This is a genomic window from candidate division WOR-3 bacterium, assembly GCA_016867815.1.
Classification (GTDB): domain Bacteria; phylum Hydrothermota; class Tepidihabitantia; order Tepidihabitantales; family Tepidihabitantaceae; genus UBA2258.
This window is the reverse complement of the sequence record VGIR01000050.1, coordinates 1-23459: the sequence shown is the minus strand read 5'-3', so window position 1 is coordinate 23459 and position 23459 is coordinate 1. Positions and strand designations below refer to the sequence as shown.

The window sequence follows — 23459 nt, the reverse complement described above, 5'->3', positions numbered from 1 at the left end:
TTTCATCACCCGCACACGCAGCACATCCAAAGCCGCCGGCGATAGACGCCGAGTATCGTCTTCTCTCATTACTCACAGTATACACCAAACCGACTCCCATGTCAAACATTTTATGCTCTGATTAGTAACAGCAGTTCTCATGTATGTCCTTTCAGTCCTTTGCGGGCAAACGGAATCTGACATTTTTCGCATGCCCATAACCGCGTCAACTGACGCGGGTCGGGCCGGTCCGGAACCAGTGCTGGGTCTTGAGGCAGATGCGGACGAGCATCAGCATCACCGGCACTTCTATCAGGACACCCACGACCGTGGCGAGCGCGGCGCCGGAGGAGAGGCCGAAGAGCATCGTCGCGGTGGCTATGGCAACCTCGAAGTGGTTCGACGCGCCGATCATTGCGGCCGGGGCCGCGTCGGCGTACCTCAGCTTCAGCACCTTCGCGAGGATGTACCCGAGCCAGAAGATGAGGTTGGTCTGGATGAAGAGCGGGATCGCGATCCAGAGGATCGTGAGCGGGTTCGAGACGATGACCTCACCTTTGAACGAGAAGAGGAGGACGAGGGTGACGAGGAGCGCGATGATGGTTATGGGCGTGAGCACGGGCAGGAACTTGCTTTCGAACCAGGTCTGCCCTTTGGCGCGGATGATCAGCTTGCGGCTCGCGAAGCCGGCAGCAAGCGGCAGCGCCACGTAGATCGCGATCGAGAGCACCAGTGCCTGCCAGGGCACGGGCAGTCGGCCGACGCCCAGCAGGAATCCACCGATCGGGCCGTAGAGCAAGAGCATCGTCAGGGAGTTGATCGCGACCATTACGAGCGTATGGCCGTCGTTGCCCTTGGCGAGGTAGCCCCAGACCAGCACCATCGCGGTGCAGGGCGCGACGCCGAGCAGGATGCAGCCGGCGAGGTAGGAGCGCCAGAGCGGAACCTCAAGCAGCCTGGCGCCATTCACCAGCACAACTTTGCCAACGCCGTAGGTCGCGCCCGGTTCGAGATTGATGCCGAGTGGCAGCTTCACGAGGTCGACCGCGTTCGGGCCGATGAGGCCGCGGAAGAGCACGCCAAGGAAGAGAATCGACAGGGCGTACATCGAGAATGGCTTGATGGCCCAGTTGACGAGGAGCGTGAGTCCCACCGGCTTCGCGTTCCGGCCGGCCTGCAGCACCTCGGCGAAGTCGATCTTCACCATGATGGGGTACATCATGCAGAAGAGGCAGACGGCGATCGGAATCGAGATAACCGGCGCGCCGTCGGACCAGATGGCGAAGCCGTCGAGCGTCTTAGCGACAGACGGCGCCAGTTTGCCGAGCAGGATGCCCGCGCCGATGCAGGCAATCACCCAAAGTGTCAGATACTTCTCGAAGACGTTGAGGCCCTTGGCCTTCTTCTCGACGCAGGCTGAGGTTACGGGTGACATGTTTGCAGGTCTTTCAGTAGCTGAAGGCACGCGTCGGCATCCAGTACCCTCAGGTATCTGACGAACCGGGCTAAGCCTTGCCGGCAGCGGCGTCCATCGGCGCTACCGGCGTCACGCAGCCGCCACAGTCGGCCCAGGAACACGACCGGGACCGCGAGCAGGGGCTGGGTCGTGATGAGTTTCTCGATTCTGGTCAGGAGAGAACCGGGCATCACTATCTCTGCGGTTCGGTGCGCTCCGACGCCTTCGGGCGACGGGCGGTGCGTCGTCCGGACTTGCACTGCCGGGCGAGCTGCCGTGCCTGTCCCAGCAGCTCGAGCACTGAGTCGTCGGTCAGCCGATAGCGCATCCAGCGTCCGTCCCGGCGCGATACCACGATTCCGGCCTGCTCCAGGACCGAGAGGTGGTGGGATACGACCGAGAACGACGTAGGGAAGTGCGGAGCTATCTCGCACACGCAACGCTCGCCGGTGGCGAGCAGTTCGACCATTCGCGTTCTGTACTCGCTACCCAGCGCCGCAAACAGCGCGGTCGTCAACTGCCTGCTGGTTATGTCCATATTTCGAGAATTATAGAAATGTGTGGTTTGCGGTCAAGAGAGACGACCGGCGTGGCGACAGTCAGGGAGATGAGCTACGCGGAGAGTCGGAGCAGGTGGGGCGGGACCGCGCGGCGTAGGCGAGCAGCGGTTTGGCGTCCAGGCTCTGGCGCGGGTGGCTCAGCAGCGCGCGGATGAAGAGTCGGGCCAGTTCGGTATCGTTGATGAGCGGGATGCCGTAATCGGCCGCAGCGCGCCGGATGCGGTAGCCGTCGGTGAGCACGGTCTCGTCGGCTGTGCGCTTCGGGATGTTGACAACACACTCAACCTTGCGGTCGGCAATCAGCTCCGCGACGTCCCGCGTGCCGGGCTCGGGGTCCGACACCTTGCGCGCGAGTTGGGACCGGACTTCATGGGTAGCGAGAAACTGATTGGTGCCCTGGGTGGCATGGATCTCGAAGCCGGCCGCGGCCAGCTGTCGCAGCGGTTCGAGCAGCTTCATCTTGGCATCGTCTCCGCCGATAGAGACAAGCAGCGATTTCTCCGGCAGGCGGAGGCCGTTGGCGATGGCCGCCTTGAGCCATGCCTCTTCAAGCGAGTCACCGAGGCAGGCCGATTCGCCGGTCGAGGTCATCTCGACATAGAGCACCGGGTCCGCTCCCTTCAGGCGCGAGAAGGAGAACTGCGGCACCTTGACCGCAACGTAGTCGAGGTCAAGCGTGTGGTATCGGCCGCGTACGTTCTCCCCGAGCATGGCCCTGGCTGCTATCTCGATGAAGTCGTAGCCGGTAGACTTGGAAACAAACGGGAAGGAGCGGGAGGCACGCAGGTTGCATTCGATGACCGATATCTCGTTCTGCCTGGCGAGGAACTGGACGTTGAACGGGCCGTTGATACACAGTGCTCCGGCGATGGCCTTGGTGATGCCCTTGGCCCGGCGAACGGTCTCGAGATACGTCGTCTGAGGCGGTATCACCACGGTGGCGTCGCCCGAGTGCACTCCGGAGAGCTCGACGTGCTCGGAGATGCAGTAGATGACCATCTCGCCATCCTGGGCTACGCCGTCGATCTCAATCTCCTTGGCCCCTTCCAGGAACTTGGAAATGACAACCGGGTTCTCGGGAGAGATCTGGGTTGCCTGGCTCAGGTACTGTTCGAGCGAGCGTTCGGTCTTGGCAATGTTCATGGCCGAGCCGGAGAGGACGTAGGACGGTCGGACCAGCACCGGGTACCCGACCTTGGCCGCGAATGCCCGGGCTTCGTCGATGCGCTTGAGTTCCTGCCAGGGCGGTTGGGCGATGCCGAGCTGGTCGAGCAGGGTCGCGAAACGGTGGCGGTTCTCGGCCCGGTCAATCGAGTCCGGGTCAGTGCCAAGGATGCGCACGCCGCGGCGATGGAGGCTGAGCGCGAGGTTATTCGGTATCTGCCCGCCGACCGATACTACCACCCCGAGCGGTCGTTCGAAGTCGACTATGTCCAGCACCCGTTCCAGCGTGAGTTCGTCGAAGTAGAGGCGGTCGTTGGAGTCGTAGTCGGTGGAGACGGTTTCCGGGTTGCAGTTGACCATCACGGTGCGATGGCCGAGCCTGGCCGCAGTTGTGCACATGCCGACCGAGCACCAGTCGAACTCGACCGACGAACCGATACAGTATGGCCCGCTGCCCAATACCATTACCGGCCGGCCGCGTTCTTCCGGTTTGACTTCCGGACCGTCGCCGCCATAGGAGAGGTACAGGTAGTTGGTCGCGGCCGGGAATTCGCCGGCCAGGGTGTCAATACGATGCGGCCGGGGCAGAACTCCGAGTGAGATACGGCGCTCGCGCACGTCGAGCTCGATCACGCCGGTGAGTCGCGCTATGGTCCGGTCTGAGAAACCGAGCCGTTTGAGGCGGAGCATGTGGTCCGCGTCCAAGTCTTCGAGCTGCTTCGGGCGAAAATGGGTACAGCCCCCGGCGCCCGAGGCGCCGCAATCCGGTGCAGTCCCCATTTTCGGGTCCGCGACTTGCGGCTGGTTCAGGAGTTCCTGCTCGGCGCGGACGATTGCCTCCAGTCGGGCGACAAACCACGGGTCGATGCGGCTCGACTCGCAGATCTGCTCAGCCGTGGTCCCGTTCGCGAGCGCGTGCACGATGGCGAACAGCCGACGGTCGGTCGGATTCGCGATCTCGTCCAGCGGGTCGTCGGTGCGCGCCTTCGGGTCGGTGACTCCGTCGTAGCCGAGGCCGAGTGAGCGCACGCCCTTCTGCAGCGCCTCCTCAAAGGTCGCGCCGATGGCCATCGTCTCGCCGACGCTCTTCATCTCGGACCCGATGCGGCGAGACGCGGCCCGGAACTTGCGCAGGTCCCAGCGGGGTATCTTCACCGTGACGTAGTCGAGCGCGGGTTCGAAGAAACAGCCGGTGACCCCGGTCACCGAGTTCTTGAGGTCAGCGAGCGCGTACCCGAGCGCAAGTTTGGTGGCGACCCAGGCCAGCGGGTAGCCGGTCGCCTTGGAGGCGAGCGCGCTGGAGCGGGACAGCCGGGCGTTTATCTCGATTACCCGGTACTCGCCGTTCGACGGGTGAAGGGCGAACTGGACGTTGCACTCACCGACCACCCCGAGCGCCGCCACGATGCGGAGCGAGACCGTGCGCAGGTAATGGTACTCGTCGTTGGTCAGGGTCTGCGACGGCGCAACCACGATGCTCTCGCCGGTGTGGATGCCCATCGGGTCCATGTTTTCCATGTTGCAGACGGTGACCGCATTGCCGTGCCGGTCGCGCACGACTTCGTACTCGACTTCTTTCCAGCCGCCGAGGTATTCCTCGACCAACACGTGCGGCGCGTGGCATAGCGCTTCAGCCACTCGGTGCCTCAGTTCATCTGGAGTCCCGGCGCGGCCGGAGGAGAGGCCGCCCAGGCTGAATCCGGCTCGCACCATCACGGGGTAGCCGAGCTTCTCAGCGATGGCAAGCGCGCGCTCGACCGAGTCGGCGGTGTCGCTACCCGGAACCGAGACGCCGATTGCCCGCATCTTGGCGGCGAAGAGCGCGCGGTCCTCGGACTCGATGATGGTCTCGACCGGTGTGCCGAGCACCGTGACCCCTGCGCGTTTGAGCGCACCGGACTTCCAGAGCTCGACGCCGGTGTTGAGGGCGGATTGTCCGCCGACGCTGAGCAGGATTCCGTCCGGCTTCTCGGCAGCGATCACCTTTTCGACAAAGTCGGCCTCGACCGGAAGCAGGTAGATCTCGTCAGCCAGGCCGGGCGTAGTCTGAATCGTCGCGACGTTGGGATTCACCAGGACCGCCCGGATGCCCTCTTCCTTCAGGGCCTTGATCGCCTGGCTGCCCGAGTAGTCGAACTCGCCCGCCTGCCCGATGCGCAGCGCACCGGACCCGAGAACAATGACACTGGAAGGCCTATTCAAAGCGGCTCACTCCGGAAGTCCGAAGCTCGAAGCACGAATACCGATTGCAGTCCGATTTGGGGCATTTCCCTCAATCGGGCTTGATTCGTCATTCGGTCTTCGGACTTCGGGTTTGCTTCCTGTCATAGCGTTTGGACGAAGCGGTCGAACAGGTCTTCGCTGTCGAGCGGGCCGGGTCTGCCCTCGGGGTGGAACTGGACCGCAGAGACCGGTCTGCGCACGTGCCGGATGCCCTCGACCGAGCCGTCGTTGGCGTTCTCGAACCAGACCTGCCAGTCGCGCGGTAGAGTAGACGCATCAATTGCGAAGCCGTGGTTCTGGCTGGTCAGGCGGCAGTGGTCGGTGCCCTTCTCCCGGCAGGGCTGGTTCTGGCCACGGTGGCCGTAGCGGAGTTTGTAGGTGCGCGCACCGGCAGCGAGAGCGATGAGCTGGCAACCAAGGCAGATGCCGAAGACTGGCCGGTTGAGCGCCAGCGCCCGGTGCAGCACGGAGACGGTCGCTCCGCAGCGTTCGGGATTGCCCGGGCCGTTGGAGACGAGGATGCCGTCGAACCGCTCGCCGGTATAGTCGTAGTCGGCGGGCACCTGCAGGACTTCGACCCCGCGTTTCAGCAACTCACGCCGGATGGAGTGCTTCACCCCGCAGTCAACAAGGATGACTCGCTTGCGGCCGGAGCCAAACACCTCGGGTTTCGGCACGCAGACTTCGGCTACGATGTCGGTGGCGTTGGGGTCGAAGAGCGGGACAGGTTCGCCCGCGTAGTCAGCCGGAAGTATGCGGCCGAGCATGGTGCCGCGCTCGCGGAGCAGAATCGTCAGCTTGCGCGTATCAATGCCCTCGAGCCCCGGCACGTTCTCGTCGGCGAGCCACTTGTGTAGGGAACGTCCGGCAGTGGCGTGGCTCTGGTCCGAGTGGGCGGTGGCCACGATGAGTCCGGATGCCTGGATGCGTGAGGACTCGAAGCTATCCCTGTCGGCGGCAGGGACGCCGTAGTTGCCGATGAGGGGATAGGTGAGGACGAGTATCTGCCCGCGGTACGAAGGGTCGGTCAGGCTCTCGACGTACCCGACCATCGAGGTGTTGAACACCACCTCGCCCGATGCGGGGCCGTGGAAGCCGAAACCGGTGCCTGCGAACTTTGAGCCGTCTTCAAGTTCGAGAACAACTCTCTTCGGCTGAGGACTGGCAGGGGGATGGGTGTGGGGGGGCAATGCGGCCATATCTTAGTGGGCCACATGTGCGGAGCAAGCCCGGCTTGCCGGATCGGGATTCACCACGCAGACACCAAGGCACCAAGAGGAGTTCGGACGGGGTCAGGCGGAGACGCTGAGAAGAGCCAGCGCGGCCGAAAGCTCGTCCAGACCGGTGATTGCCGCGTCAGGCTTGGCGATGTCAGGCGGAGGCAGCTTGTCGCGGTTAAGCCAGATGGCCCTCATGCCGGCGGCGTGCGCACCGACAATGTCGTTCTTGGGACTGTCACCCACAAACACCGACTCCTGCGCGCCGACCCCCAGTTGGTCGAGTGCGATGGCGAAGACGCGCGGGTCCGGCTTCTTCACTCCGACCTCGCGCGATATCACGACCGCGCCGAAGTAGCTCCTGAACCCGGAGGCATCGAGCTTCGCGCACTGCAGGTCGCACGGTCCGTTGGTGACCAGTCCAAGTCGGTAGTCAGTCCCGAGGCGCTCGAGGCAAGGTTTCACATCGGGATAAGGTACGTATCGGGCACGACGTTCACATGGGTAGAGGACCGAAAGCTGGTCGGCGAGCAGCGGGTCGGCAATGCCATTCTCCGCCAGGGCTTCGCTCCAAACCTGGCGGTGATACTCCGGCGCCCACTGGCGCAGTTGGCGCATCTCGTCGTCGTCGCCGTCGAAAGTCGAACAGAGCGCTTCCCATGAGCTGACGTCGAAACTGCCGCCATACGGCTCCACGACCGGGTGGGCGCGGAACAGGCGGCGAGCGACGCGGCGCACCGAATCCTTGAGGTCACCGGGTGGCACGTTGTGCCACTGCTTGGCCAACCCCGCGGTTGCGACGAGCGCTTCATTTGCCGCCGACTCGTCAGGCATCAGCGTGTCGTCGAGGTCGAACAGAACCGCTTTGAACATGAGGCGTGATTCTACTCGAAAGCACGTCGTGCGCAAACCAGAAGCTCGCTGGCAAGACTCGAAGTCCGAAACACGAAGGACGAATCAACGAGGGTAAGATCCGAAGTATGGATTGGCCATTCTCCATACTTCGGGCTTCAATCGAACTTCGGGCTTCGTCATTCGGACTTCAGCCTATGAGGATGAGGTTGATGTGTTTCGAGGGCCCGTCTCTGCGGGCTGCGACCTCAAGCTTGATGCCGGAGTTGCGGGCCGTGGCGTAGACATCGATACCGCACGACTTCCTCGAAGGCGGTGCCATTTCCCGGTAGTGGTACCCGCCGGTCAGGATCCTCTTCCTCACTGACGTTGCGCGGTACCACAGTCAGCAGCTTTCAGGCCGCTTCCTTCCACCCGTCTGTCGGCGGCCTCCAACTGCCGGACAGTGGTGGGTTCGCCTGTAGCGCCCTGCTCCCGACTGGTTTTGACACCACATCCCCAATTCGCTACTGTTTCGACCATGCCGCGAGAAACCAGACGCTCTTGACCCGACGAGCTGACGTGTCCCCAAGGTATGGGCCGTTGCGCCGGCCGGCTTCCCTCGTACACCTGCACAACGACCGCGCGCACACTGATCTGAATCCCACGTGACGAGAGCGAAGTCGGCAGAAGCCAAACGACCTCCGCTAGACCAAGTCGGCTGACGTCCGTGAGAATAGCCTACATTGTCACGGCCTACACTTCACCCGACCAGGTGGTACGGCTCGTGCGAAGACTCCGCGCTCCTGATACGTCGTTCGTCATTCATGTCGACAAGAACACGGATGACGCGACATATGAGAGGATAGCGGGTCCGCTCGGCTCACTCTCGAATGTCCACTTCTTGAAGCGCTACCGGTGGCGCTGGGGTCATTTTGTCAGTGTGAGAACGAGGCTGACCGGCCTTCAGGAGGTTCTCGCCAGTGACAGCCGATGTGACTACCTGATCGCGATCTCCGGACAATCCTATCCGATCAAATCCAATCGCTACATCCATCAGTTCCTGCAGGAGAGTGGAGGTCGATCCTTCATTCAGTACTTCACAAAGGAAGCCCCCTGGGCCGGAAAGTGGGATGAACGTCATATCTACTGGCACTCTTCCTGGGGCAGGTGGCACTTCGCTTTTCCCAAGACAGACATATTCGAGTCGCCGGCGGTGAACCGGGTGTGGAACGTATTGGCGAAGAGGGTTGCGTTTCGCCGGAGGTTCCCCGCAGGTTTCAAACCCTTCTACGGGAGCGCGTTCTGGTGTCTTTCAAGGGAATGTGCCGAGTACGTGCTTGAGTTCACGCAACGGAACAGATCCTTCGTGAGGTTCTTCGGCCGCACCTTGTGTCCAAGCGAGATGTTCTTCCAGACGATCCTGCTGAATTCCACTCTCAGTGACCGTATCGTGAATGACGACCTGCTGTATACCGATTTCTCGCAGCATCTGGCTCATCCTGCCCTCCTGGGGAAGAACGACTTCAACCGTTTCATGAGTAGAAGCGATCTGTTCGCCCGGAAGTTCGATGCGACGGTTGACGGAGAAGTCCTCGACATGATCGACGCTGCGATCTCGTGACTCCGCCCGGTCTCCCTTTCGCTCTCGCCCCGCGTCCATTGGGCACTCGTGCACCCGGGACGCAAGTGCAGGCCCGGATCTTTCCGTCAGGGAGAAGGAGACACACCGGGTTTCACGCGAGCCCGTTCCGCTCGGGAACTGAGGGAGCATCTCGGTGACCAGTTTCAGCGTCAGGTACCGTTGTGACCAGGGATCGTCGCCAAACCCGGGTGGGATTGTCGAGCTCGCCGAGCGATCGTTCTTCGACTACGCACCCATTGCCCAGACGACTGGAACGTCCGCGGCAGCGGGCAGGCGTGCAGGCTCGGGTACCGCCGTCGAGATCGCGGCGATGGTAGCAGACATACTGTTAACTTCTCCCTATGCGAGGGAAGTGCCGGGAAGCGCTGTCCAGACTCGGGCTGAGATAGAAAGTCGGGTCGTCACTCGCATCCGGGCAGGCAGGCGCCTGTCGGGACTCATGCTTTGGGCACCAAAGAAGCACTGGGTGCATGGCCCGGACAGCTCAATCGACGTAGCTGAACTCGTGGCTTTGCGTACGCTCTTCGACATACACTCTGCCGTGAGGCGAGTCTACGACCCCGGAATCCACTTCCACGTCCATGTCGAAGACCTCGAACATGCGTTTGTCCACGGCTGGAGCATCCAGCTGGAAGAGGACATGGAACGCTACATCTCGCGGCTATGTGCAGCCGTTGAGGTCCTGGGCCTGCAGGAGTTGATCTCGGTGACCCGCGCGACGTCACTCGCCAGTGGCGAGCGGGAACTCGAAGCCTGGCGCTTGCGAATGGCGCAGAATCTCTCCGCTCTTCGCGCGTACTGGTACGACTCGGAGAGGAACGGGCTGGAACGGTTCGAGCGATATGGAACTTACCGGGCCCTCGAACGCCTGGGATGGCGAGGCCCGATTCCCCGGGAAATGAGGGACTTCTACCTGGGTCGGATAAAGAGGGGAAACTGCCGGGGGATAGAGATGGCGGAAGCAGCCGACATGGTCATGCGCAACCTGGCGGGCATCCTCCTGCATCACCAGGAGCATCTCCTTCGCGTCAGCGATGACCCTCGGCCACTGATTGTCTCATTCATGCCGCAGCCGCCAGGAACCGAACTACACCTCACACTGGGCCGAGTCAACCTGAGATTCGTATCACGAAAAGCGAGCCATTCCGCGGACAAGGCGGCGCCCTGGTCGGTGAAGGGCTGCCTGCACGAGCGAAGGGGCAGGCTGCTGCCGACATTCACCAGCAGGCGGCAACCCCTCGGTCCATACGCGCAGGCCTGCGCGGGGACCTTCGTACTGGCCCGGGGCCGACATCGTGTTCCCGTTCGGGCGGACCTGCTCCTGGGCAACAAGGAGAAGATGTCCGCCCTGGAGCGCAAACGTAGGGCAGAGCAGAGGCTTTGCGACTGATGGACTCCACCCCGGTCGGAATAGTGGGTGCGGGACGCAGCCGAAACGGCCTTGGCCCTTTCCTAGCCGGTTTCCTGGAGCGGGCCGGGTGCCGAGTGGTCGCAGTCGCCGGCGCCTCACCTGAACGCGCTCACCGCAACGCGTTGGACCTCGGGCAGAGACTTGGGCACGCCGTTAACGCTTGTCGTGACCTGGCAGAACTTGCCGCGAGCGGCATCAAGGCAGTGGTGATATCGTCGCCCGTCGCATTCCACCTCGAGGCGCTTCGGGTCGCCCAGGCGGCGGACTTGCCCACGCTCTGCGAGAAACCGCTCGTGGACGAGCCTCAACTGGCCGAGGGGCTGTCCGTGATTGATGCCTTTCGGCAGGCCCGGGTCCTGTTGACGGAAAACTGCCAATGGCCGTTCGCGCTGCCGGCGTTGATGCAGCATTCCGCTTTCCCCGTTGTCCCGCCGGTTCGGCAGGTAGCAATCGGGTTCGCACCGCCCAGGACGGGACGCGCCATGGCTCGCGGTCTGCTACCACATTTGCTGAGCTTGATACAAGCCCTGGCTCCTCTGGAGCCGGATACCCGCGTCGAGGACATTTGCTGGGATCGGCCACCATCAAGCGAACTCAGCGTGCTGCGCTTTCGATTGCATGGGGCGCAGGCTGATCTCGCCGCCTCGCTGCACCAACTGGAGGTCTCCCAGACACCGCCACGTCCTTTCTGGATTGAAGTCAACCAAACCCGCTTCGTTCGCCGAGTGGAAGGCGACTACTCTTTCGTTTTTGCGTGTGGCGAGCGCGAGTTCGCCGTGGAAGACCCCGTGATGCAGCTGGCCCAGCGCTTCGTCGGCTGCGTGAAGACGGCTGACCAGGTGAGCATTGACCGTGAGGCCCGTTTGGTGCGTCAGCGGCTGCAACTGTACCAGGCCATCCTGGCGGGACTGGAGGACAGTCCTTGCTGGGCGCGTGCGGGGTGAATGCCACCGTGGCAGCGGCTGAGACCGGCGGCCAGTATCAGGCACAATACGAAGGAGGTCATTCTGTCCTACGTGGGTAAGAGGATAAGACGAACGCTCCAGTCGATGCGGCTCATCAAGTCTACGATTGAGCGCGCGAAGGAGTGCCGTCGTCTCAATGGTCAAACCTGCAAGACGGTACCCCGCATGCTGCTCGAGGTATACAGGTACCGGAAGTACTGGAAGTTCGAGTCGGCTGTTGACGCCTACTTCGAGTTCGAGCTCTACAGCCGCCAGAAGAGCATGGACGACGTACTGGCCTATGTTCCCGAGCATGCCCACCAGATGCTCCAGACCCGGTCGCGGTACCGGGAGTATGACTGCACGGCGTTCGACAAACGATACGAGTACCTGATGTTCAAGGCGATGGGATTGCCCCATCCTAAGGTGATGCTGTTCACCTTCGGTGGCACGATAACGGATGACTGCTTTCGGCGTCTTGACCTGGCAACGGCAACGGACCTCGTTATGAACTCGCGTGTCCGGAGGTTCTTCCTGAAGCCGGCATTCAGTTCCGGAGCCAAAGGAACGGACGTCGTGTCGATTGTCGACGGACGGCTGCGTCGAATGAACGGGGCGATGACCGATCTTGCCGCCATTGTCAAGGAGGCAACGGAACTGCCGAGTGGCTATGTTCTTCAGTGTGAGATGCAGAACCAGCACCCTCTCATCAAGGAATTGAGTCCGGATACCGTTAACACGTTGAGAATCGTGACTCACTGTCTGGGTGCAAAGTACAGAATACTGGGAATCTACCTGCGGCTTGGTCGCAAGGGCGGCTCTTTCGACAATGCCAATGCCGGCGGTGTCTTTATCAGCGTCGACCCACGTTCTTTTGAGACCACCGGTGGCTGTTATGACAAGATGTCGAGAACCAAGTCCTTGGGGCAATTGCATCCGGATACAGGAGCAAAACTCAGCGGGATCAGGATTCCATTTTCTGACGAGATACTGCGCATTCTTGACAACGCAGCAATCGTCTTCTCTGAGAATCCCTATCTAGGTTGGGATGTCGCCATCACCACAACCGGTCCCTGCCTGATTGAGGTCCAATTGGGCTTTGATGTATGGGCCCTACAGGTTGCAGCTGGGCGTGGTCTGCGCGACGACTTCCAATACGACCCCACCAAGGTCAGCAAACAGAAGAGCAAGTGGGCTGAGGTGGGTGTCTACTGGAAGAACCTCGAAGATCGCGAGGCCGAGGCCCGCAAGGCGGTTTCGTGAGTACCGGGCAGCTCCGAGGCATGGCCAAGCAGCGCTGCTGCCACAGAATCAAGGCGGCTGTGGCGGTGCACGCTCACGGTGGAATTAGTACGTCGGAGACTACGGATAAACCAGTCACTCCCGGTGGAACCTGCGGAAGACTACCACGTTCTTGACGTTCCGAATGGGCGGGGCCACAGCGAAGGACTTGACTTGCAGCACAGGGCTTTGGTGTCCTTGTGGGAGCGTCCCGCGTCCAGCTCTCAGCCGTTGGCTGTCAGCTAGTCCAGGAGGATCAGGTTGATGTGTTTCGAGGGGCCGTCTCTGCGGGTTGCGACCTCAAGCTTGATGCCGGAGTTGCGAGCCGTGGCGTAGACATCGATACCGCACGACTCCATTGATGGCCGCGCCTTCTCTGAGTGCCGGCAGTCCCCGGCCAGGTTGCAGTCGCGACAGAACCGGCACGGCCCGTCGCCGAGCCCGAACGCCTTGTAGTGTCCGTCAAGGAAGGCAGCCCGTTCTAGTTCCGTGACAAGTCGGCGCATACGGCGTCGCTTGGTTCTGTAGTCCGACGGCGTGCAGACGTAGCTGTAGATGAGCGCGCGGCGGTAGTCGGCGAGCACGCGCTTCATCTGCTCCGGCGTGGGCGTGCGCGGCGGGCAGCAGAGCCCCTTGGCGAAGCCGTCACATCCGAACTGGCACTTGAGCCGAACCCACTCGGCGGTTCTGATGTTCGTGGCCGGGACGATCTTCGCCTCAGCCGCACCGGCTGCGAGCGCCTGCGCGACGTACTTCTCTAATTCGATACCTGTCCTTTTCATCCCCGCATCCTAGGGAGATTCCGGTCCCAGGTCAAATCCGCGCAGGACCGTGCGGCAGCGACCCGCATAGACCGCGGATGGCGGAGAGACGTCCGCGCGGACGCCGGCTTTGACTCCCCCGCCCGGTCGGCTATCATATGAACGTATATGCAATTATTCATCTGAAAGGAAGCCGAAGTGAAGAACAAAGGCACTGGCGCGGCGGTCTGCGACTGCAGCGTTATTCACAAGGCGGCGGTGCGCTCGGTGCGCAAGGCAATGCCGCCGAGTGAGAGGCGGTTCGAGCTGGCCGATTTCTTCCGGGTCTTCGGCGACAGCACGCGGATCGGCATCCTGCTGGCGCTGGGCCGGTCGGAACTGTGCGTCTGCGACCTGGGCGCGCTGCTGGGCATGACCCAGTCCGCGGTGTCGCATCAGCTCAAGGTACTGAGGCAGACCCGGCTCGTGCACTATCGTCGGGAAGGCAAGATTGTCTACTACTCGCTTGACGACGAGCACGTTCGCGCGATCCTGGATCTGGGGTCGCGCCATATCGAGGAATGAGATGACCGTCGCAGTTCTCCGCTCCTGCGATACGAGGGTCTGCAAGTGACGAAGGCGCAGGACGAAGCGCGGGCGGCCGGCGGCACGACTACGCGGTTCAGAATCCGAGGGATGTGCTGCGCCGAGGAAACGAACGCGCTCCGGAGCACGGTCGGGCGCCTGACCGGACTGCATGACCTGGACTTCAACCTTCTCGACAGCACCATGACTGTGCGACACGATGCCACGGTCCTGGACGAGGCCGCAATCCGGGATGCCGTGCGGAAGGCGGGGCTGGAGGTAGAGACCCCCGACGAGACGCGCCCTGCCGGCGCCCACGCGGTCGAGCAAAGCTGGTGGCAGCAGTACGGCCGCGCGGCGATGTGCTGGAGTTCCGGGGCGCTGGTCGGTCTGGGCTTCCTGACCCACGCGCTCATGCACGGAAGCCTGTGGCACGCGCTGGTCGGCGGCGAGGGTATGGCGCATCACGAGTTCCCGCTGCCCGCTGTCCTCCTCTACGTCGCCGCGGCGGTAACAGGGGGTTGGTTCATCGTTCCGAAGGCATGGCTGGCGTTGAGGCGGTTGCGGGCAGACATGAACCTGCTCATGACGGTTGCCGCGCTCGGGGCGATGATCATCGGCGAGTGGTTCGAGGCCGGGACGGTCACGTTTCTCTTCTCGCTGTCGCTCCTCCTGGAATCATGGAGCGTCGGCCGCGCCCGGAGAGCGATCCGCTCGCTGGTCTCGCTGACCCCGCCGACCGCACGCTACCTCTGCCCGTGGGGCGGCGACATCATGGAGCGGCCGGTAGCCGATGTCCCACTGGGCGCAACCGTGCTCGTCCGGCCCGGTGAGCGGATTCCACTGGACGGCATCGTCGCCAAGGGCAGGACGTCCGTCAACCAGGCGCCGATTACCGGCGAGTCGCTGCCGGTCGCCAAGCAGCCTGGCGACGAGGTGTTCGCCGGTACCATCAACGAGGACGGAGCGATTGAGTTGCAGGCGACAAAGGCGGCTGCGGATACGACCCTGGCGCGCATCATCCGCATGGTCGAAGAAGCCCAGTCGCGCCGGGCGCCGGTTGAGCAGTGGGTAGAGAAGTTCGCGCGCTACTACACGCCGGCAATGATGATCCTGGCGCTGCTGATCGCAGTGGTCCCGCCCCTGTTCGTGGGCGGTTGGGGCCGCTGGTTCTATGAGGCCCTGGTCCTGCTGGTCATCGCCTGCCCGTGCGCGCTGGTGATTTCCACGCCGGTCAGCATCGTGGCCGGACTCACCGCGGCGGCGCGGGCCGGGCTCCTGATCAAGGGCGGGTCGTACCTGGAGGCGGCAGCGCGAATCAAGGTCTTTGCCATGGACAAGACCGGCACGCTGACCAGAGGAGTCCCGGAGGTGCAGGAGGTAGTTCCGCTCAACGGACACGACCGCGGCGAACTCCTTGCCCGGACGGCGGCACTTGAGGCGCACAGCGAGCATCCTCTGGCGGCAGCCGTGCTGAGGAAGGCGCAGATGGAGCATATCACGCCTCCCCGCGCGGAGAACTTCCGTGCGCTCAAGGGGCGGGGCGCCGAGGCCACAATCGACGGTCGTTCCTACTGGGCAGGCAGCGACCGGCTGTTGCGAGAGAAGGGGACCGATGACCCCGAAATCCACGCACGGATTCAGCAAATGGAGGACGCGGGCCACTCCGTCATAGTGGTCGGCAGTGACCGGCACGTCTGCGGACTGATCAGTGTGGCCGATTCGGTGCGGTCGTCAGCCGCGGCGACGGTCGCCGCGCTCAAGGCGGCCGGGGTCCGGCGTGTGGTCCTGCTGACCGGCGACAATCAGGGAACCGCCGAGGCGATAGGCAGAGCGGTGGGGGCCGACGAAGTCCGGGCCGAACTGCTGCCTGAGGACAAGCTGGAGGCGGTCCGCGAGATCGAGCGAAGCTACGGAGCCACCGCGATGGTGGGCGACGGCGTGAACGATGCGCCGGCGCTGGCTACGGCGACGATTGGCATCGCGATGGGCGCAGCCGGGACCGATGCCGCCATCGAGACCGCGGACATCGCGCTGATGTCGGATGACATCAGCCGCCTGCCGTGGCTGGTCCGCCATGCGCGCCGTACGGTGCGCATCATCCGGCAGAACGTTGTCTTTGCCCTGGGCGTTAAGGCCGTGTTCATGACACTGGCCTTCTTTCACGTTGCGACGCTCTGGATGGCGATAGCGGCAGATATGGGCGTGTCGCTTCTTGTAGTTTTCAACGCACTGCGGCTACTCGGTGGCAGCCGTGCCGGCATGCCAAGAGAACGTTGAGGGTGACGACGCTGCCGGCCGGAATCACCCTGGTCTAGAGCATCCCGGTCCCGAAGCCGTATTCCTCATGCCTGCATACTCGGCGTCGCGGCCGGGCGGCTCAACCAATGAAGGGGTCAGGGGTTGGGGACCAGGGGCAAGGAAAGGGCCGGAAACGGCAATCCGTTAGTGGTCAGCCGTCGGCTCTCATCGATTCTCAGCCGGGTCAGCAATCATCTGTTATCCAACGAATTCTTCCAGGCGGACTGCTTACCTGGATTCTCCTAGGATACGCCGGACCTGGTCGGCCAGTGGCGGCAACTTGTTCTGCACGACGTCCCAGACGATGTCCATGTCGATGCCGAAGTAGTCGTGGATGAGAATGTCCCGCAGGCCGGCTATCTTCTTCCACTCGACCTCGGGATGGCTGCGTTTCGTCTGAGCGGGCAGCTTCTTTGCTGCCTCGCCTATTACCTCCAGGTTGCGGATAACCGCGTCGCGCGTACGCCTGTCCTCGGCTAGGTCCTCTCTGGTCATGCCCGCAACGAACTCCCGCGCCGCGCTCGCGGCCTCAAGCATGTCTTCGAGGTAGGCTCTATAGTCCCGGAGCATGGACCGCTTCAGCCAGGATCGGCTCACGGAGTCGCGGCTTGACAGCGTCCTTGAGCACGAGGTCGACAGGCCGGCCGAGCAACTCTTCAAGGAAGAACTTCAGGTCCATGTAGTTGTCGAACGACTTGCGGTCGAACTCGACGAGAAAATCCAGGTCGCTCGCGTCGTCCGCCTCATTGCGTACAGCCGATCCGAACAAGGCCAGACTTCGGACTCCGAACGAGCGTATCCTGTCCCGATTCCGGGACAAGACCTCCAGCACCTGGTCTCGGGTTCTCATTGCGGATACATTATAGCATTGCCCCGTCCGCTGTCATCTGGAAAAGCGACCAAAACCCGAGACGTGAACTGCCAGCCTCAAGCCATTCGCTCTCATCGATTCTCAGCCGTGTCAATAATCACCTGCTGTGTCATCCGAGCTCCCCAACAGCCAACTTCCTTGTCACGGGGATTGCTGAACCACATCTCGCTGGTGACTCCGCGGCAGCTCGAACTCAACAAACCTGCGCGCGACCCGGAACCCCATCTTGAGGTAGATGCCCAGCGCCCGCGTCGGGTTGTCGTTGTCGGCCGACAACTCGGCTTCAGCCATACCGCGATCTTTCAGGAACTCGAGGGCCCTGATCACCAGGGCCCGGGCAATCCCCTGCCGCCGGAAGCTTCTCAGGACTCCCAATCCCATCAGGGTTCCCCGCCGGACGTCGAGCGCGGAGTTCTCCCGGGGCGAAATCACCGCCTGGACCACTCCGACCGGCCGGCCTCCCAGCATCGCCACCCACGTCCTTATGACCCCGCCCTGGCGCGCGAGTTCGGCCGCGCGCTTCCGCCTCGCCTCGACCGTCGTCGGGGTGCGGTCGCGGTCCTCGCAGAACACCTCGTTCAGCAGGTCGACCGTAAGCCGGAGGTCGTCGTCCTCCAGGGTCGTCTCTCGGATCTCCACGCCGGTGTGCTCGCCGATGCCGTGCGGCAGGTCCGCAAGCGGCCGCCGCAGCCAGCTTTCGAACGTCTGCTCGCGGAACCCGAGCGATCGGAGAAATGCGGTGCCGGCGCTGCTCTCCTCCCACGCGCCCGACCACAGCTTCTGCGCGCCGCGCTGGCGCAGGCTCGCGAGCGCGGCTTCGGCCAGGCCGGTGCCGACCCGCCGGCGGCGTAGCTCGGGCAGCACCTTGACGTTCAGCCAGCCGATGCGTGCCGGATCCAGCGGGTTGATAGTGCCGAACCCGAGCCCGACCGCGCAGCCCGCAAGCTCGGCGACGAACCGCCCGTGCGGGTCGTAGTACGGCATCGAGCGCTGGAACTCAAGCTCGGCCGGAGAAGTCGGGGACTGCTCCGGCAGTCCGGCGGCGACCCGGTTGTAGATATCGACGTAGACCGCGTCGTCGTCTCCGGCGACCATCGGCCGGACTCTCAGAGACAACGGCTCACCGCTCCCTCTCGGCGGTTCGGCGGATTGGCCTCAATGGTCCCTGCCTGACAGTGCGTACAACGTTCCTCGTTTGCCGCGAGTGAGATTCGCTCGCCGCCGGCTGCGTACACGATGAACGAATCAACGATGTACGACTCCGCCGACGTGGTCGGCAATCCAAAATCGTAAATCCAAAATGACTTGGGCCGTGTCGATAATCACTTGCTGTGAGTGCCGTTCGACGCCGAGGAGGCAGGCGATCAGAGGACGAGCTTGCTCCGGATGCGCGCCAGGTTGGTGACGTCCTCTGCATTGTATCTGAGTAGCTTACTGAGAGCGCGTCTGCTGCCGCCTTCCCTGTAGTCAAACCACAGGTCTACAGCATCGGCACCATCGAGACCGGCGGTCTTGCGACCGATACCGAGCTGGCGCTCGATAGACTTCTGTCCACCTCGAAGACCGCGGTCCCAGCAGTGATACATAAGGTCACGGTGCTCCAAATGCTTGGCCAGATCAAGTCCAAGATGATGTCCAATGAACGGCAGGTCGAACCGCTCTCCGTTGAAGGTGTAGAGCACGTCTGCATGCTTCACAGCTTCAAGGACGTTTTTGCGAGTCAGAGTCGCGTCGTAGAACTGAAACACCTTGCGGCTCCGCCCCAGCTCAAGGCAGATGCCGACAACAGTCAGGTCGTACTGATACCGGTTCAGCCCAGTGGTCTCGATGTCAACATACGCGCGTACGGAGGAGTTCATGCCCCCGACTTTGACTTCTTACCGGGCTTCGAGAAGTGCTTGCCCAGCATCTCCTGCAGCGGCCCAGCGATCTTCTCACGTACCGCCGCGTCCAAGTCGCTGCAGTTGCCCTCGCTGAAGGCATCCAGCGGTACGAAGAATCCTCGGAAGCGCACATCCCACGTCAGCTCACCGTGGAACGTGATGCCATCGTTGTCTTGCTCACATCTCCTGATCTTCTGGCCATTCAGCACGTTCATAGCCACCCCGTGGGTAGCATCACTTCCTGCATCATGCGCGATGATGGCCAGTGCAGGTTCCTTCACTTGCAGCTTCTCGCTCTTTGGCTCTGCGAGTAGCGCCACGGCAGCCAACTGCCGCGAGGCGCCGTCGGCATAGAAGGCCATGAACTTGTCCGGGACTGAAGGTTGCTCCGTATTCTTGTAGTACCAGCGTTTTGCTGACTCCTCCAACTCTAGCTCCGCCAGCGCCTTGCCGAGACTATCGTACAATCCAGACAGCTGTTCGAAGAACAGGTTGAACCACTCTTGGTTGTCGAAAAAACCCTTCGCCGTCTTAGCATCCATGTTCGTCTCCTTTTCTGGTGCATAGCCTGAACGCTGGTGCAGCACCGAGTGCCTTGAAGCAGTATAGTCGGTCCTTCTCTGTTGCTGAACTCGCCGCGGCATTCCTGAGCCGGAAGTCCAGAGGAGGTCCCAGCTCAGCAAAATGGAACAGCCCACCGTGTTCAGAAGACCTCGCTCTTGCGCACGCCAGTCTGAAGTCGGGTACTCGTCTCAGTCCTGCGAAGCCAAACCCCTTGAACACCCGGTAGCCAAAGAACCCCAGGAACTGCTCAAGTTGACCTACGATGTGTAGTTCCTGCCCGTTGAGTCTGGAGGGCGGGTTCTTGGCCGCTTCAATTGCTTCAAGCACGTCATTCCACTTCAGCGGGGTCTGTACGATCTCTTTCAGTGGGGCGTGGAACCACTCCTGCGTGTGCCGTTTCAGTTGGGCCGGGTCAATCGGGTTGTCTCCGCGTTTGCACTCGATCAGCAGGCAGTAGGACCGCTCCCTTTCGTTACTGTCATATATCCAGGCGTCCGGCCGAGACCCGCCAGACGGTTGCTCCTCAGGCTTGATCTCTTCGGTCTCAGGAACTCGTGTGGACAGGGTGACGATTCTCTTGACCTCGAACTCGTGGGCCGGCTTGGTCATGTGGTCTTGCAGCGCGAACTCGGCTCGCGTGAAGTCACACTCGCTCAGGCCGTTGTCTTGATCCTTGAACAGCTGATCAAGGAACCAGCCGCGCGCTTCGGCGGAGAGGGCACGAAGCACTTGGATGAAGGCTCGCGTAAGGTTGTCCTCAATGAGCTCCGACTCAGGACTGCGGTTATAGGAGTAGAAGAGATTCAGATGCGGGTCCGCCATCAATGCAAGTCTATGTGTCTGACATGTGTGGTCAAGTAAGATTGAAGGTCATTGACGCGGCCATTAGAAGGGGAGAACCGCGGTCGAAGAACCTGTAATCAGGCTCCGAAAGGTGACGGATGCGGTTTCGCTCATTGGGAACCTCCTCCGACAATCCGAACCTCGTCCTCCGTTAATCCGCACAACTTGCACACCAGCGCGTTGATATGCATATCCGATGCTTCTATCGTACGTCCGAGGGATTCTTGCTCGTGCGGGGTTTTGGCATTGGGCAACTGCTTGTGTAGGACGAGCATCCGCTCCACTAGTTCGACCATCTTGTCATGCCGCGTCTTGACATCGCTCGGAGATACGGGAAGTGTCCATCGTTTCTCCGTGCTGTCAAAAGCCGACTGGACTAGGGCGAGAGAAGACGAGCGAGGATGTCGTTCCAGCGCACTTTCAACGTGCTCGGCGTACTCTCTGCCTCAATGTGTGCCAGCAGGAACTTGCCATACGCCTGACGTCCCCTTGAACCGATTGTCGCCAGAACCATGTATATCCACTGACGGATTTCCAGGAAGTTCACGTCGTGTCCCTGCGAGAAGTACCGCTGTGCCTGAAGCTTCGCGTCCTCCGCAAGTCGCTCTGAGCTGACGAAGAAGAGGTAGTCCTCCAAGCCCGTCGAGGCGATCTTCGTGTTGAATGTCGTGACGACCCTATTCCTGTCGACCTGCCGTTCGGTCACCTCGGCCGCGAGGACGACGCGGTCACCACTCCGTACCGCAATGTCTCCCCACGCACCGGACTGACTGTCGGCTACATTGATGCCCTGCACCGAAATCTCCCAGTCGAGGTTTAGGTACTCCTTGATAGCCTCGAATGCCGCGGCCACAAGGAAGACTGGGAATCTCCCCTCGCTTGGTGTATCCATCATGTCGTATATCAGAGTCTTGTACTGCTCCAAGCTGACACGATGAACGCGCGACACGGGTACATCTGCCTCCTCGCGCAGCAGACCGAATCTGTAGACCTGATAAACAAGGAAGTCCAAGACTCCCTTCTTGTCACTGATTGCGACGAGGGTCTTCATGAGCCGAAGAAGAACGTCGTAGCCGCTCTTGTCCTTCAGTCCGGCTCGCGTATTCGAGTCAAAACGGACCTGTCGGCGGAAAACGTTCAGATAGGGCCCCGTCGAACTTGGCATTCTGTTGTCGTGGAGGAACGAGTTGACGACCTCCTTGTCCAAGGTGCGTCCATTGAAGGCGTGTTCGCCGTGTGCTACGTACGGCAGGGTTATGTCGATGCTACGATCCAATGCTCGCGCGAGGGTACATCCCAGAAGGACCTCGCGGTAGGACTGCGTCTTTGAACTGAAGACGACATCGAAATCAGCCTTAATGTCATCGCCAATATCAGGAGGGGACTTCTGCAGTAGGGCTGCCTCGGCTTTCGGCAGTGCCGCGTCCAGCAGCCTACGAGCTTTGGCGTAGTCGATCGCCATTGGTGCCTCCCACAACTAGTAGTTCGTCCACAGCACCTCTGAACGCAGTTGCTTCACCGAGTGGCACACCTTAGCTGGAGCCTCGTGCCTCTTCCAATCGTGGTACAGCTCGTCTTGCAGCCTGCATGCGTATCCTGACAACGCGACCTTGCCTTTGGCGGAGTGCAGCAGCACGCTCAACTTGCGGTGTTCGTCGTCCGTCATCTCGTAGCCGTAGGCCTTGGCATCGCCTCGCGACTCATGCGGATACGGCGGGTCACAGTAGAACAACGTTTCCTTACTGTCGTAGCGTCCGATGACGGCAAGTGCGCCATCGTTCTCGATCTGCACTCGAATGAGCCTCTGGGCAACCTCGGCTAGACCCTCGACGCTACCCAACCAACGCGATATCACTCCCGACATTCCGGCCCGGCTCGTGAGCAGGCAGTTTGCCCATCGACCGATACTCGCCGTCTGGGCAAGACCCGTCCTGACCTGCCTTGCGCGGACGAAGAAGAGCCGCGCCCTTTGGAGGTCGCTGGTCCGTCTGGCGTGAGTGTCCACTGCTTGCCTGAACTCCTCTCGGGCAAAAGGCGTGAGACCTATCGCACGCATGAGTTCCGCCGGCTTGTCGCGCAGGACTCTGAAGAAGTTGGCCACTTCTCCATCTAGATCATTGTACGTCTCGACAGGCGCCGGCTTGCGATTGAGCAGCACGGCCGCTGAACCGCCGAACGGCTCGCAGTAGTGGGTGCACTCAGGAAGGAGCGGCAACAACCAATCCAGATGGCTGTACTTGCCACCGTACCAGCCAAAGGGTATGAGCCTCTCTCCGCGGCGACGTGAACCAAGAGGCTTCTTTCCCGCAGACGTAGACGTCCCTGTCGCCCCATTCCTGCGGGCCAACTCAAACGCAGCTTTGATTAGAGTCGCCTTGGCTCTGCCAATGCCAGTGGTGCCTGAAAGCTGTGTCACCGTGGCATTCTCCAAGCCATGAACACCGCCCGCCTCCGTCAGGACCTTCTTTGCCAACTCGGTTACTGGCACACCGCGCGTACCGGTGCGAAGGAGAATCGCGACGAGTTCGTCTTCGCTCAGGGACTCAGCGCCGAATAGCTCGAGTTTCTCTCTCGGACCGACGGCCAGCCCCATCGCTTTGGCATCGCGCACTTTGTGTCGCACGGCTTGTTACTATAGGACTGCGACCGGTATAGTCAACTTCCGACAGCAGAGGGCGGAGAAGAAGTGGTTCAGGAACTCGGCGCGGAGCTGCTCTTCTTTATAGTCCGCAGACTGGTAGGAGCATGTCCCTCGGTTAGTTGAAATTCCTAGCGGCTCCCACATCACTTTAGGCAACTCTCTCTGTTGCGTCAATTTCTTTCGGTGACGCGGGCCGTTCCAGTGCACTCAGCAATGCGGGGATGTGCCGGTAGCCATCTACGCACCGGAAGTGCTGCTCGGCATGTAGCAGCCCAGCTACACACCAGCGCCAGCGCATCTCGCCAGGGCGCCAGCGCTTC

22 protein-coding genes are annotated in these 23459 nt (G+C 61.8%); 6 read left to right on the top strand and 16 right to left on the bottom strand.

From position 1 onward, the window contains the following. Window positions 1-205 precede the first annotated feature (205 nt). The 6 genes from arsB to FJY68_08760 all read right to left on the bottom strand — a co-directional run bounded on the left by arsB (window position 206) and on the right by FJY68_08760 (window position 7472). On the bottom strand, window positions 206-1414 hold the full coding sequence (gene arsB, locus FJY68_08785) for an ACR3 family arsenite efflux transporter (GenBank protein MBM3331927.1): 1209 nt from the start codon (window positions 1412-1414) through the stop codon (window positions 206-208). Further along, window positions 1402-1626 (bottom strand): hypothetical protein, encoded by a 225-nt coding sequence (locus FJY68_08780; GenBank protein ID MBM3331926.1) that lies wholly within the window; start codon window positions 1624-1626, stop codon window positions 1402-1404. Before FJY68_08780 ends, arsB begins: the two co-directional genes overlap by 13 nt. Window positions 1627-1628: 2 nt before the next feature. Further along, the gene (locus tag FJY68_08775) at window positions 1629-1973 is read right to left on the bottom strand and encodes a helix-turn-helix transcriptional regulator (GenBank protein MBM3331925.1); all 345 of its coding nucleotides are present in this window, start codon (window positions 1971-1973) and stop codon (window positions 1629-1631) included. A 61-nt stretch (window positions 1974-2034) separates the two neighbouring features. Further along, window positions 2035-5340 carry a carbamoyl-phosphate synthase large subunit gene (carB, locus tag FJY68_08770; protein MBM3331924.1) on the bottom strand — a complete coding sequence of 1102 codons (3306 nt, stop codon included), beginning with the start codon at window positions 5338-5340 and terminating at the stop codon, window positions 2035-2037. Window positions 5341-5483: 143 nt separating this feature from the next. Continuing rightward, window positions 5484-6581 carry a glutamine-hydrolyzing carbamoyl-phosphate synthase small subunit gene (gene carA, locus FJY68_08765; GenBank protein MBM3331923.1) on the bottom strand — a complete coding sequence of 366 codons (1098 nt, stop codon included), beginning with the start codon at window positions 6579-6581 and terminating at the stop codon, window positions 5484-5486. Window positions 6582-6674: 93 nt separating this feature from the next. After that, a complete protein-coding gene (locus FJY68_08760; GenBank protein MBM3331922.1) occupies window positions 6675-7472 on the bottom strand; it encodes an HAD family hydrolase in 798 nt (265 codons plus the stop codon). A 619-nt stretch (window positions 7473-8091) separates the two neighbouring features. Between FJY68_08760 and FJY68_08755 the strand changes: the two genes are divergently transcribed. From FJY68_08755 to FJY68_08740, 4 genes are all read left to right on the top strand, one after another. Further along, window positions 8092-9054 carry a beta-1,6-N-acetylglucosaminyltransferase gene (locus tag FJY68_08755; protein MBM3331921.1) on the top strand — a complete coding sequence of 321 codons (963 nt, stop codon included), beginning with the start codon at window positions 8092-8094 and terminating at the stop codon, window positions 9052-9054. 154 nt (window positions 9055-9208) lie between these two features. Beyond that, the gene (locus FJY68_08750) at window positions 9209-10465 is read left to right on the top strand and encodes a hypothetical protein (protein MBM3331920.1); all 1257 of its coding nucleotides are present in this window, start codon (window positions 9209-9211) and stop codon (window positions 10463-10465) included. Beyond that, window positions 10465-11430, top strand: coding sequence for a hypothetical protein (locus FJY68_08745; protein MBM3331919.1), 966 nt, complete (start codon window positions 10465-10467; stop codon window positions 11428-11430). The genes FJY68_08750 and FJY68_08745 overlap by 1 nt, the downstream gene beginning before the upstream one ends. Then, entirely contained in the window at window positions 11431-12693 is a 1263-nt protein-coding gene (locus tag FJY68_08740; GenBank protein ID MBM3331918.1) for a hypothetical protein, read from the top strand. Between the two features lie 260 nt (window positions 12694-12953). Here the strand turns inward: FJY68_08740 and FJY68_08735 are convergent, their stop codons facing one another. Next, the gene (locus FJY68_08735; protein MBM3331917.1) at window positions 12954-13493 is read right to left on the bottom strand and encodes a DUF2284 domain-containing protein; all 540 of its coding nucleotides are present in this window, start codon (window positions 13491-13493) and stop codon (window positions 12954-12956) included. A gap of 258 nt (window positions 13494-13751) precedes the next feature. Between FJY68_08735 and FJY68_08730 the strand changes: the two genes are divergently transcribed. Together FJY68_08730 and cadA are read left to right on the top strand one after the other, a co-directional pair. Next, window positions 13752-14036, top strand: coding sequence for a helix-turn-helix transcriptional regulator (locus FJY68_08730; GenBank protein MBM3331916.1), 285 nt, complete (start codon window positions 13752-13754; stop codon window positions 14034-14036). Window positions 14037-14147: 111 nt separating this feature from the next. Beyond that, window positions 14148-16316, top strand: a complete 2169-nt coding sequence (gene cadA, locus FJY68_08725; GenBank protein MBM3331915.1) for a cadmium-translocating P-type ATPase — start codon at window positions 14148-14150, stop codon at window positions 16314-16316. 249 nt (window positions 16317-16565) lie between these two features. On the opposite strand, the gene FJY68_08720 is transcribed toward cadA, so the two are convergent. The 9 genes from FJY68_08720 to FJY68_08680 form a co-directional block, all read right to left on the bottom strand. Next, entirely contained in the window at window positions 16566-16907 is a 342-nt protein-coding gene (locus tag FJY68_08720) for a DUF86 domain-containing protein (GenBank protein ID MBM3331914.1), read from the bottom strand. Continuing rightward, window positions 16891-17187 carry a nucleotidyltransferase family protein gene (locus FJY68_08715; protein MBM3331913.1) on the bottom strand — a complete coding sequence of 99 codons (297 nt, stop codon included), beginning with the start codon at window positions 17185-17187 and terminating at the stop codon, window positions 16891-16893. The genes FJY68_08720 and FJY68_08715 overlap by 17 nt, the downstream gene beginning before the upstream one ends. Before the next feature lie 162 nt (window positions 17188-17349). Next, a complete protein-coding gene (locus tag FJY68_08710) occupies window positions 17350-18324 on the bottom strand; it encodes a GNAT family N-acetyltransferase (protein MBM3331912.1) in 975 nt (324 codons plus the stop codon). Window positions 18325-18572: 248 nt separating this feature from the next. Beyond that, a complete protein-coding gene (locus FJY68_08705; GenBank protein ID MBM3331911.1) occupies window positions 18573-19067 on the bottom strand; it encodes an exonuclease in 495 nt (164 codons plus the stop codon). Continuing rightward, complete coding sequence (locus tag FJY68_08700; protein MBM3331910.1) at window positions 19064-19633, bottom strand: hypothetical protein; 570 nt, start codon at window positions 19631-19633, stop codon at window positions 19064-19066. Before FJY68_08700 ends, FJY68_08705 begins: the two co-directional genes overlap by 4 nt. Then, window positions 19623-20477 carry a hypothetical protein gene (locus FJY68_08695; protein ID MBM3331909.1) on the bottom strand — a complete coding sequence of 285 codons (855 nt, stop codon included), beginning with the start codon at window positions 20475-20477 and terminating at the stop codon, window positions 19623-19625. Before FJY68_08695 ends, FJY68_08700 begins: the two co-directional genes overlap by 11 nt. A 131-nt stretch (window positions 20478-20608) precedes the next feature. Further along, entirely contained in the window at window positions 20609-20794 is a 186-nt protein-coding gene (locus FJY68_08690) for a hypothetical protein (GenBank protein ID MBM3331908.1), read from the bottom strand. Window positions 20795-20874: 80 nt separating this feature from the next. Beyond that, a complete protein-coding gene (locus tag FJY68_08685) occupies window positions 20875-21960 on the bottom strand; it encodes a restriction endonuclease, SacI family (GenBank protein ID MBM3331907.1) in 1086 nt (361 codons plus the stop codon). A 15-nt stretch (window positions 21961-21975) separates the two neighbouring features. Continuing rightward, window positions 21976-23091, bottom strand: coding sequence for a DNA adenine methylase (locus tag FJY68_08680; protein ID MBM3331906.1), 1116 nt, complete (start codon window positions 23089-23091; stop codon window positions 21976-21978). Window positions 23092-23459: the final 368 nt, after the last annotated feature.

Coding starts and splice junctions, on each gene's coding strand:
- FJY68_08720 (MBM3331914.1), bottom strand. CDS start 16,907: ATGCTCCGGGACTATAGAGCCTACCTCGAAGACATGCTTGAGGCCGCG.
- FJY68_08680 (MBM3331906.1), bottom strand. CDS start 23,091: ATGGGGCTGGCCGTCGGTCCGAGAGAGAAACTCGAGCTATTCGGCGCT.
- FJY68_08760 (MBM3331922.1), bottom strand. CDS start 7,472: ATGTTCAAAGCGGTTCTGTTCGACCTCGACGACACGCTGATGCCTGAC.
- cadA (MBM3331915.1), top strand. CDS start 14,148: ATGTGCTGCGCCGAGGAAACGAACGCGCTCCGGAGCACGGTCGGGCGC.
- FJY68_08775 (MBM3331925.1), bottom strand. CDS start 1,973: ATGGACATAACCAGCAGGCAGTTGACGACCGCGCTGTTTGCGGCGCTG.
- FJY68_08690 (MBM3331908.1), bottom strand. CDS start 20,794: ATGGTCGAACTAGTGGAGCGGATGCTCGTCCTACACAAGCAGTTGCCC.
- FJY68_08705 (MBM3331911.1), bottom strand. CDS start 19,067: ATGAACTCCTCCGTACGCGCGTATGTTGACATCGAGACCACTGGGCTG.
- FJY68_08695 (MBM3331909.1), bottom strand. CDS start 20,477: ATGGCGGACCCGCATCTGAATCTCTTCTACTCCTATAACCGCAGTCCT.
- carA (MBM3331923.1), bottom strand. CDS start 6,581: ATGGCCGCATTGCCCCCCCACACCCATCCCCCTGCCAGTCCTCAGCCG.
- FJY68_08740 (MBM3331918.1), top strand. CDS start 11,431: ATGCCACCGTGGCAGCGGCTGAGACCGGCGGCCAGTATCAGGCACAAT.
- FJY68_08780 (MBM3331926.1), bottom strand. CDS start 1,626: ATGCCCGGTTCTCTCCTGACCAGAATCGAGAAACTCATCACGACCCAG.
- FJY68_08735 (MBM3331917.1), bottom strand. CDS start 13,493: ATGAAAAGGACAGGTATCGAATTAGAGAAGTACGTCGCGCAGGCGCTC.
- arsB (MBM3331927.1), bottom strand. CDS start 1,414: ATGTCACCCGTAACCTCAGCCTGCGTCGAGAAGAAGGCCAAGGGCCTC.
- FJY68_08700 (MBM3331910.1), bottom strand. CDS start 19,633: ATGGATGCTAAGACGGCGAAGGGTTTTTTCGACAACCAAGAGTGGTTC.
- FJY68_08730 (MBM3331916.1), top strand. CDS start 13,752: ATGCCGCCGAGTGAGAGGCGGTTCGAGCTGGCCGATTTCTTCCGGGTC.
- FJY68_08685 (MBM3331907.1), bottom strand. CDS start 21,960: ATGGCGATCGACTACGCCAAAGCTCGTAGGCTGCTGGACGCGGCACTG.
- FJY68_08715 (MBM3331913.1), bottom strand. CDS start 17,187: ATGAGAACCCGAGACCAGGTGCTGGAGGTCTTGTCCCGGAATCGGGAC.
- FJY68_08745 (MBM3331919.1), top strand. CDS start 10,465: ATGGACTCCACCCCGGTCGGAATAGTGGGTGCGGGACGCAGCCGAAAC.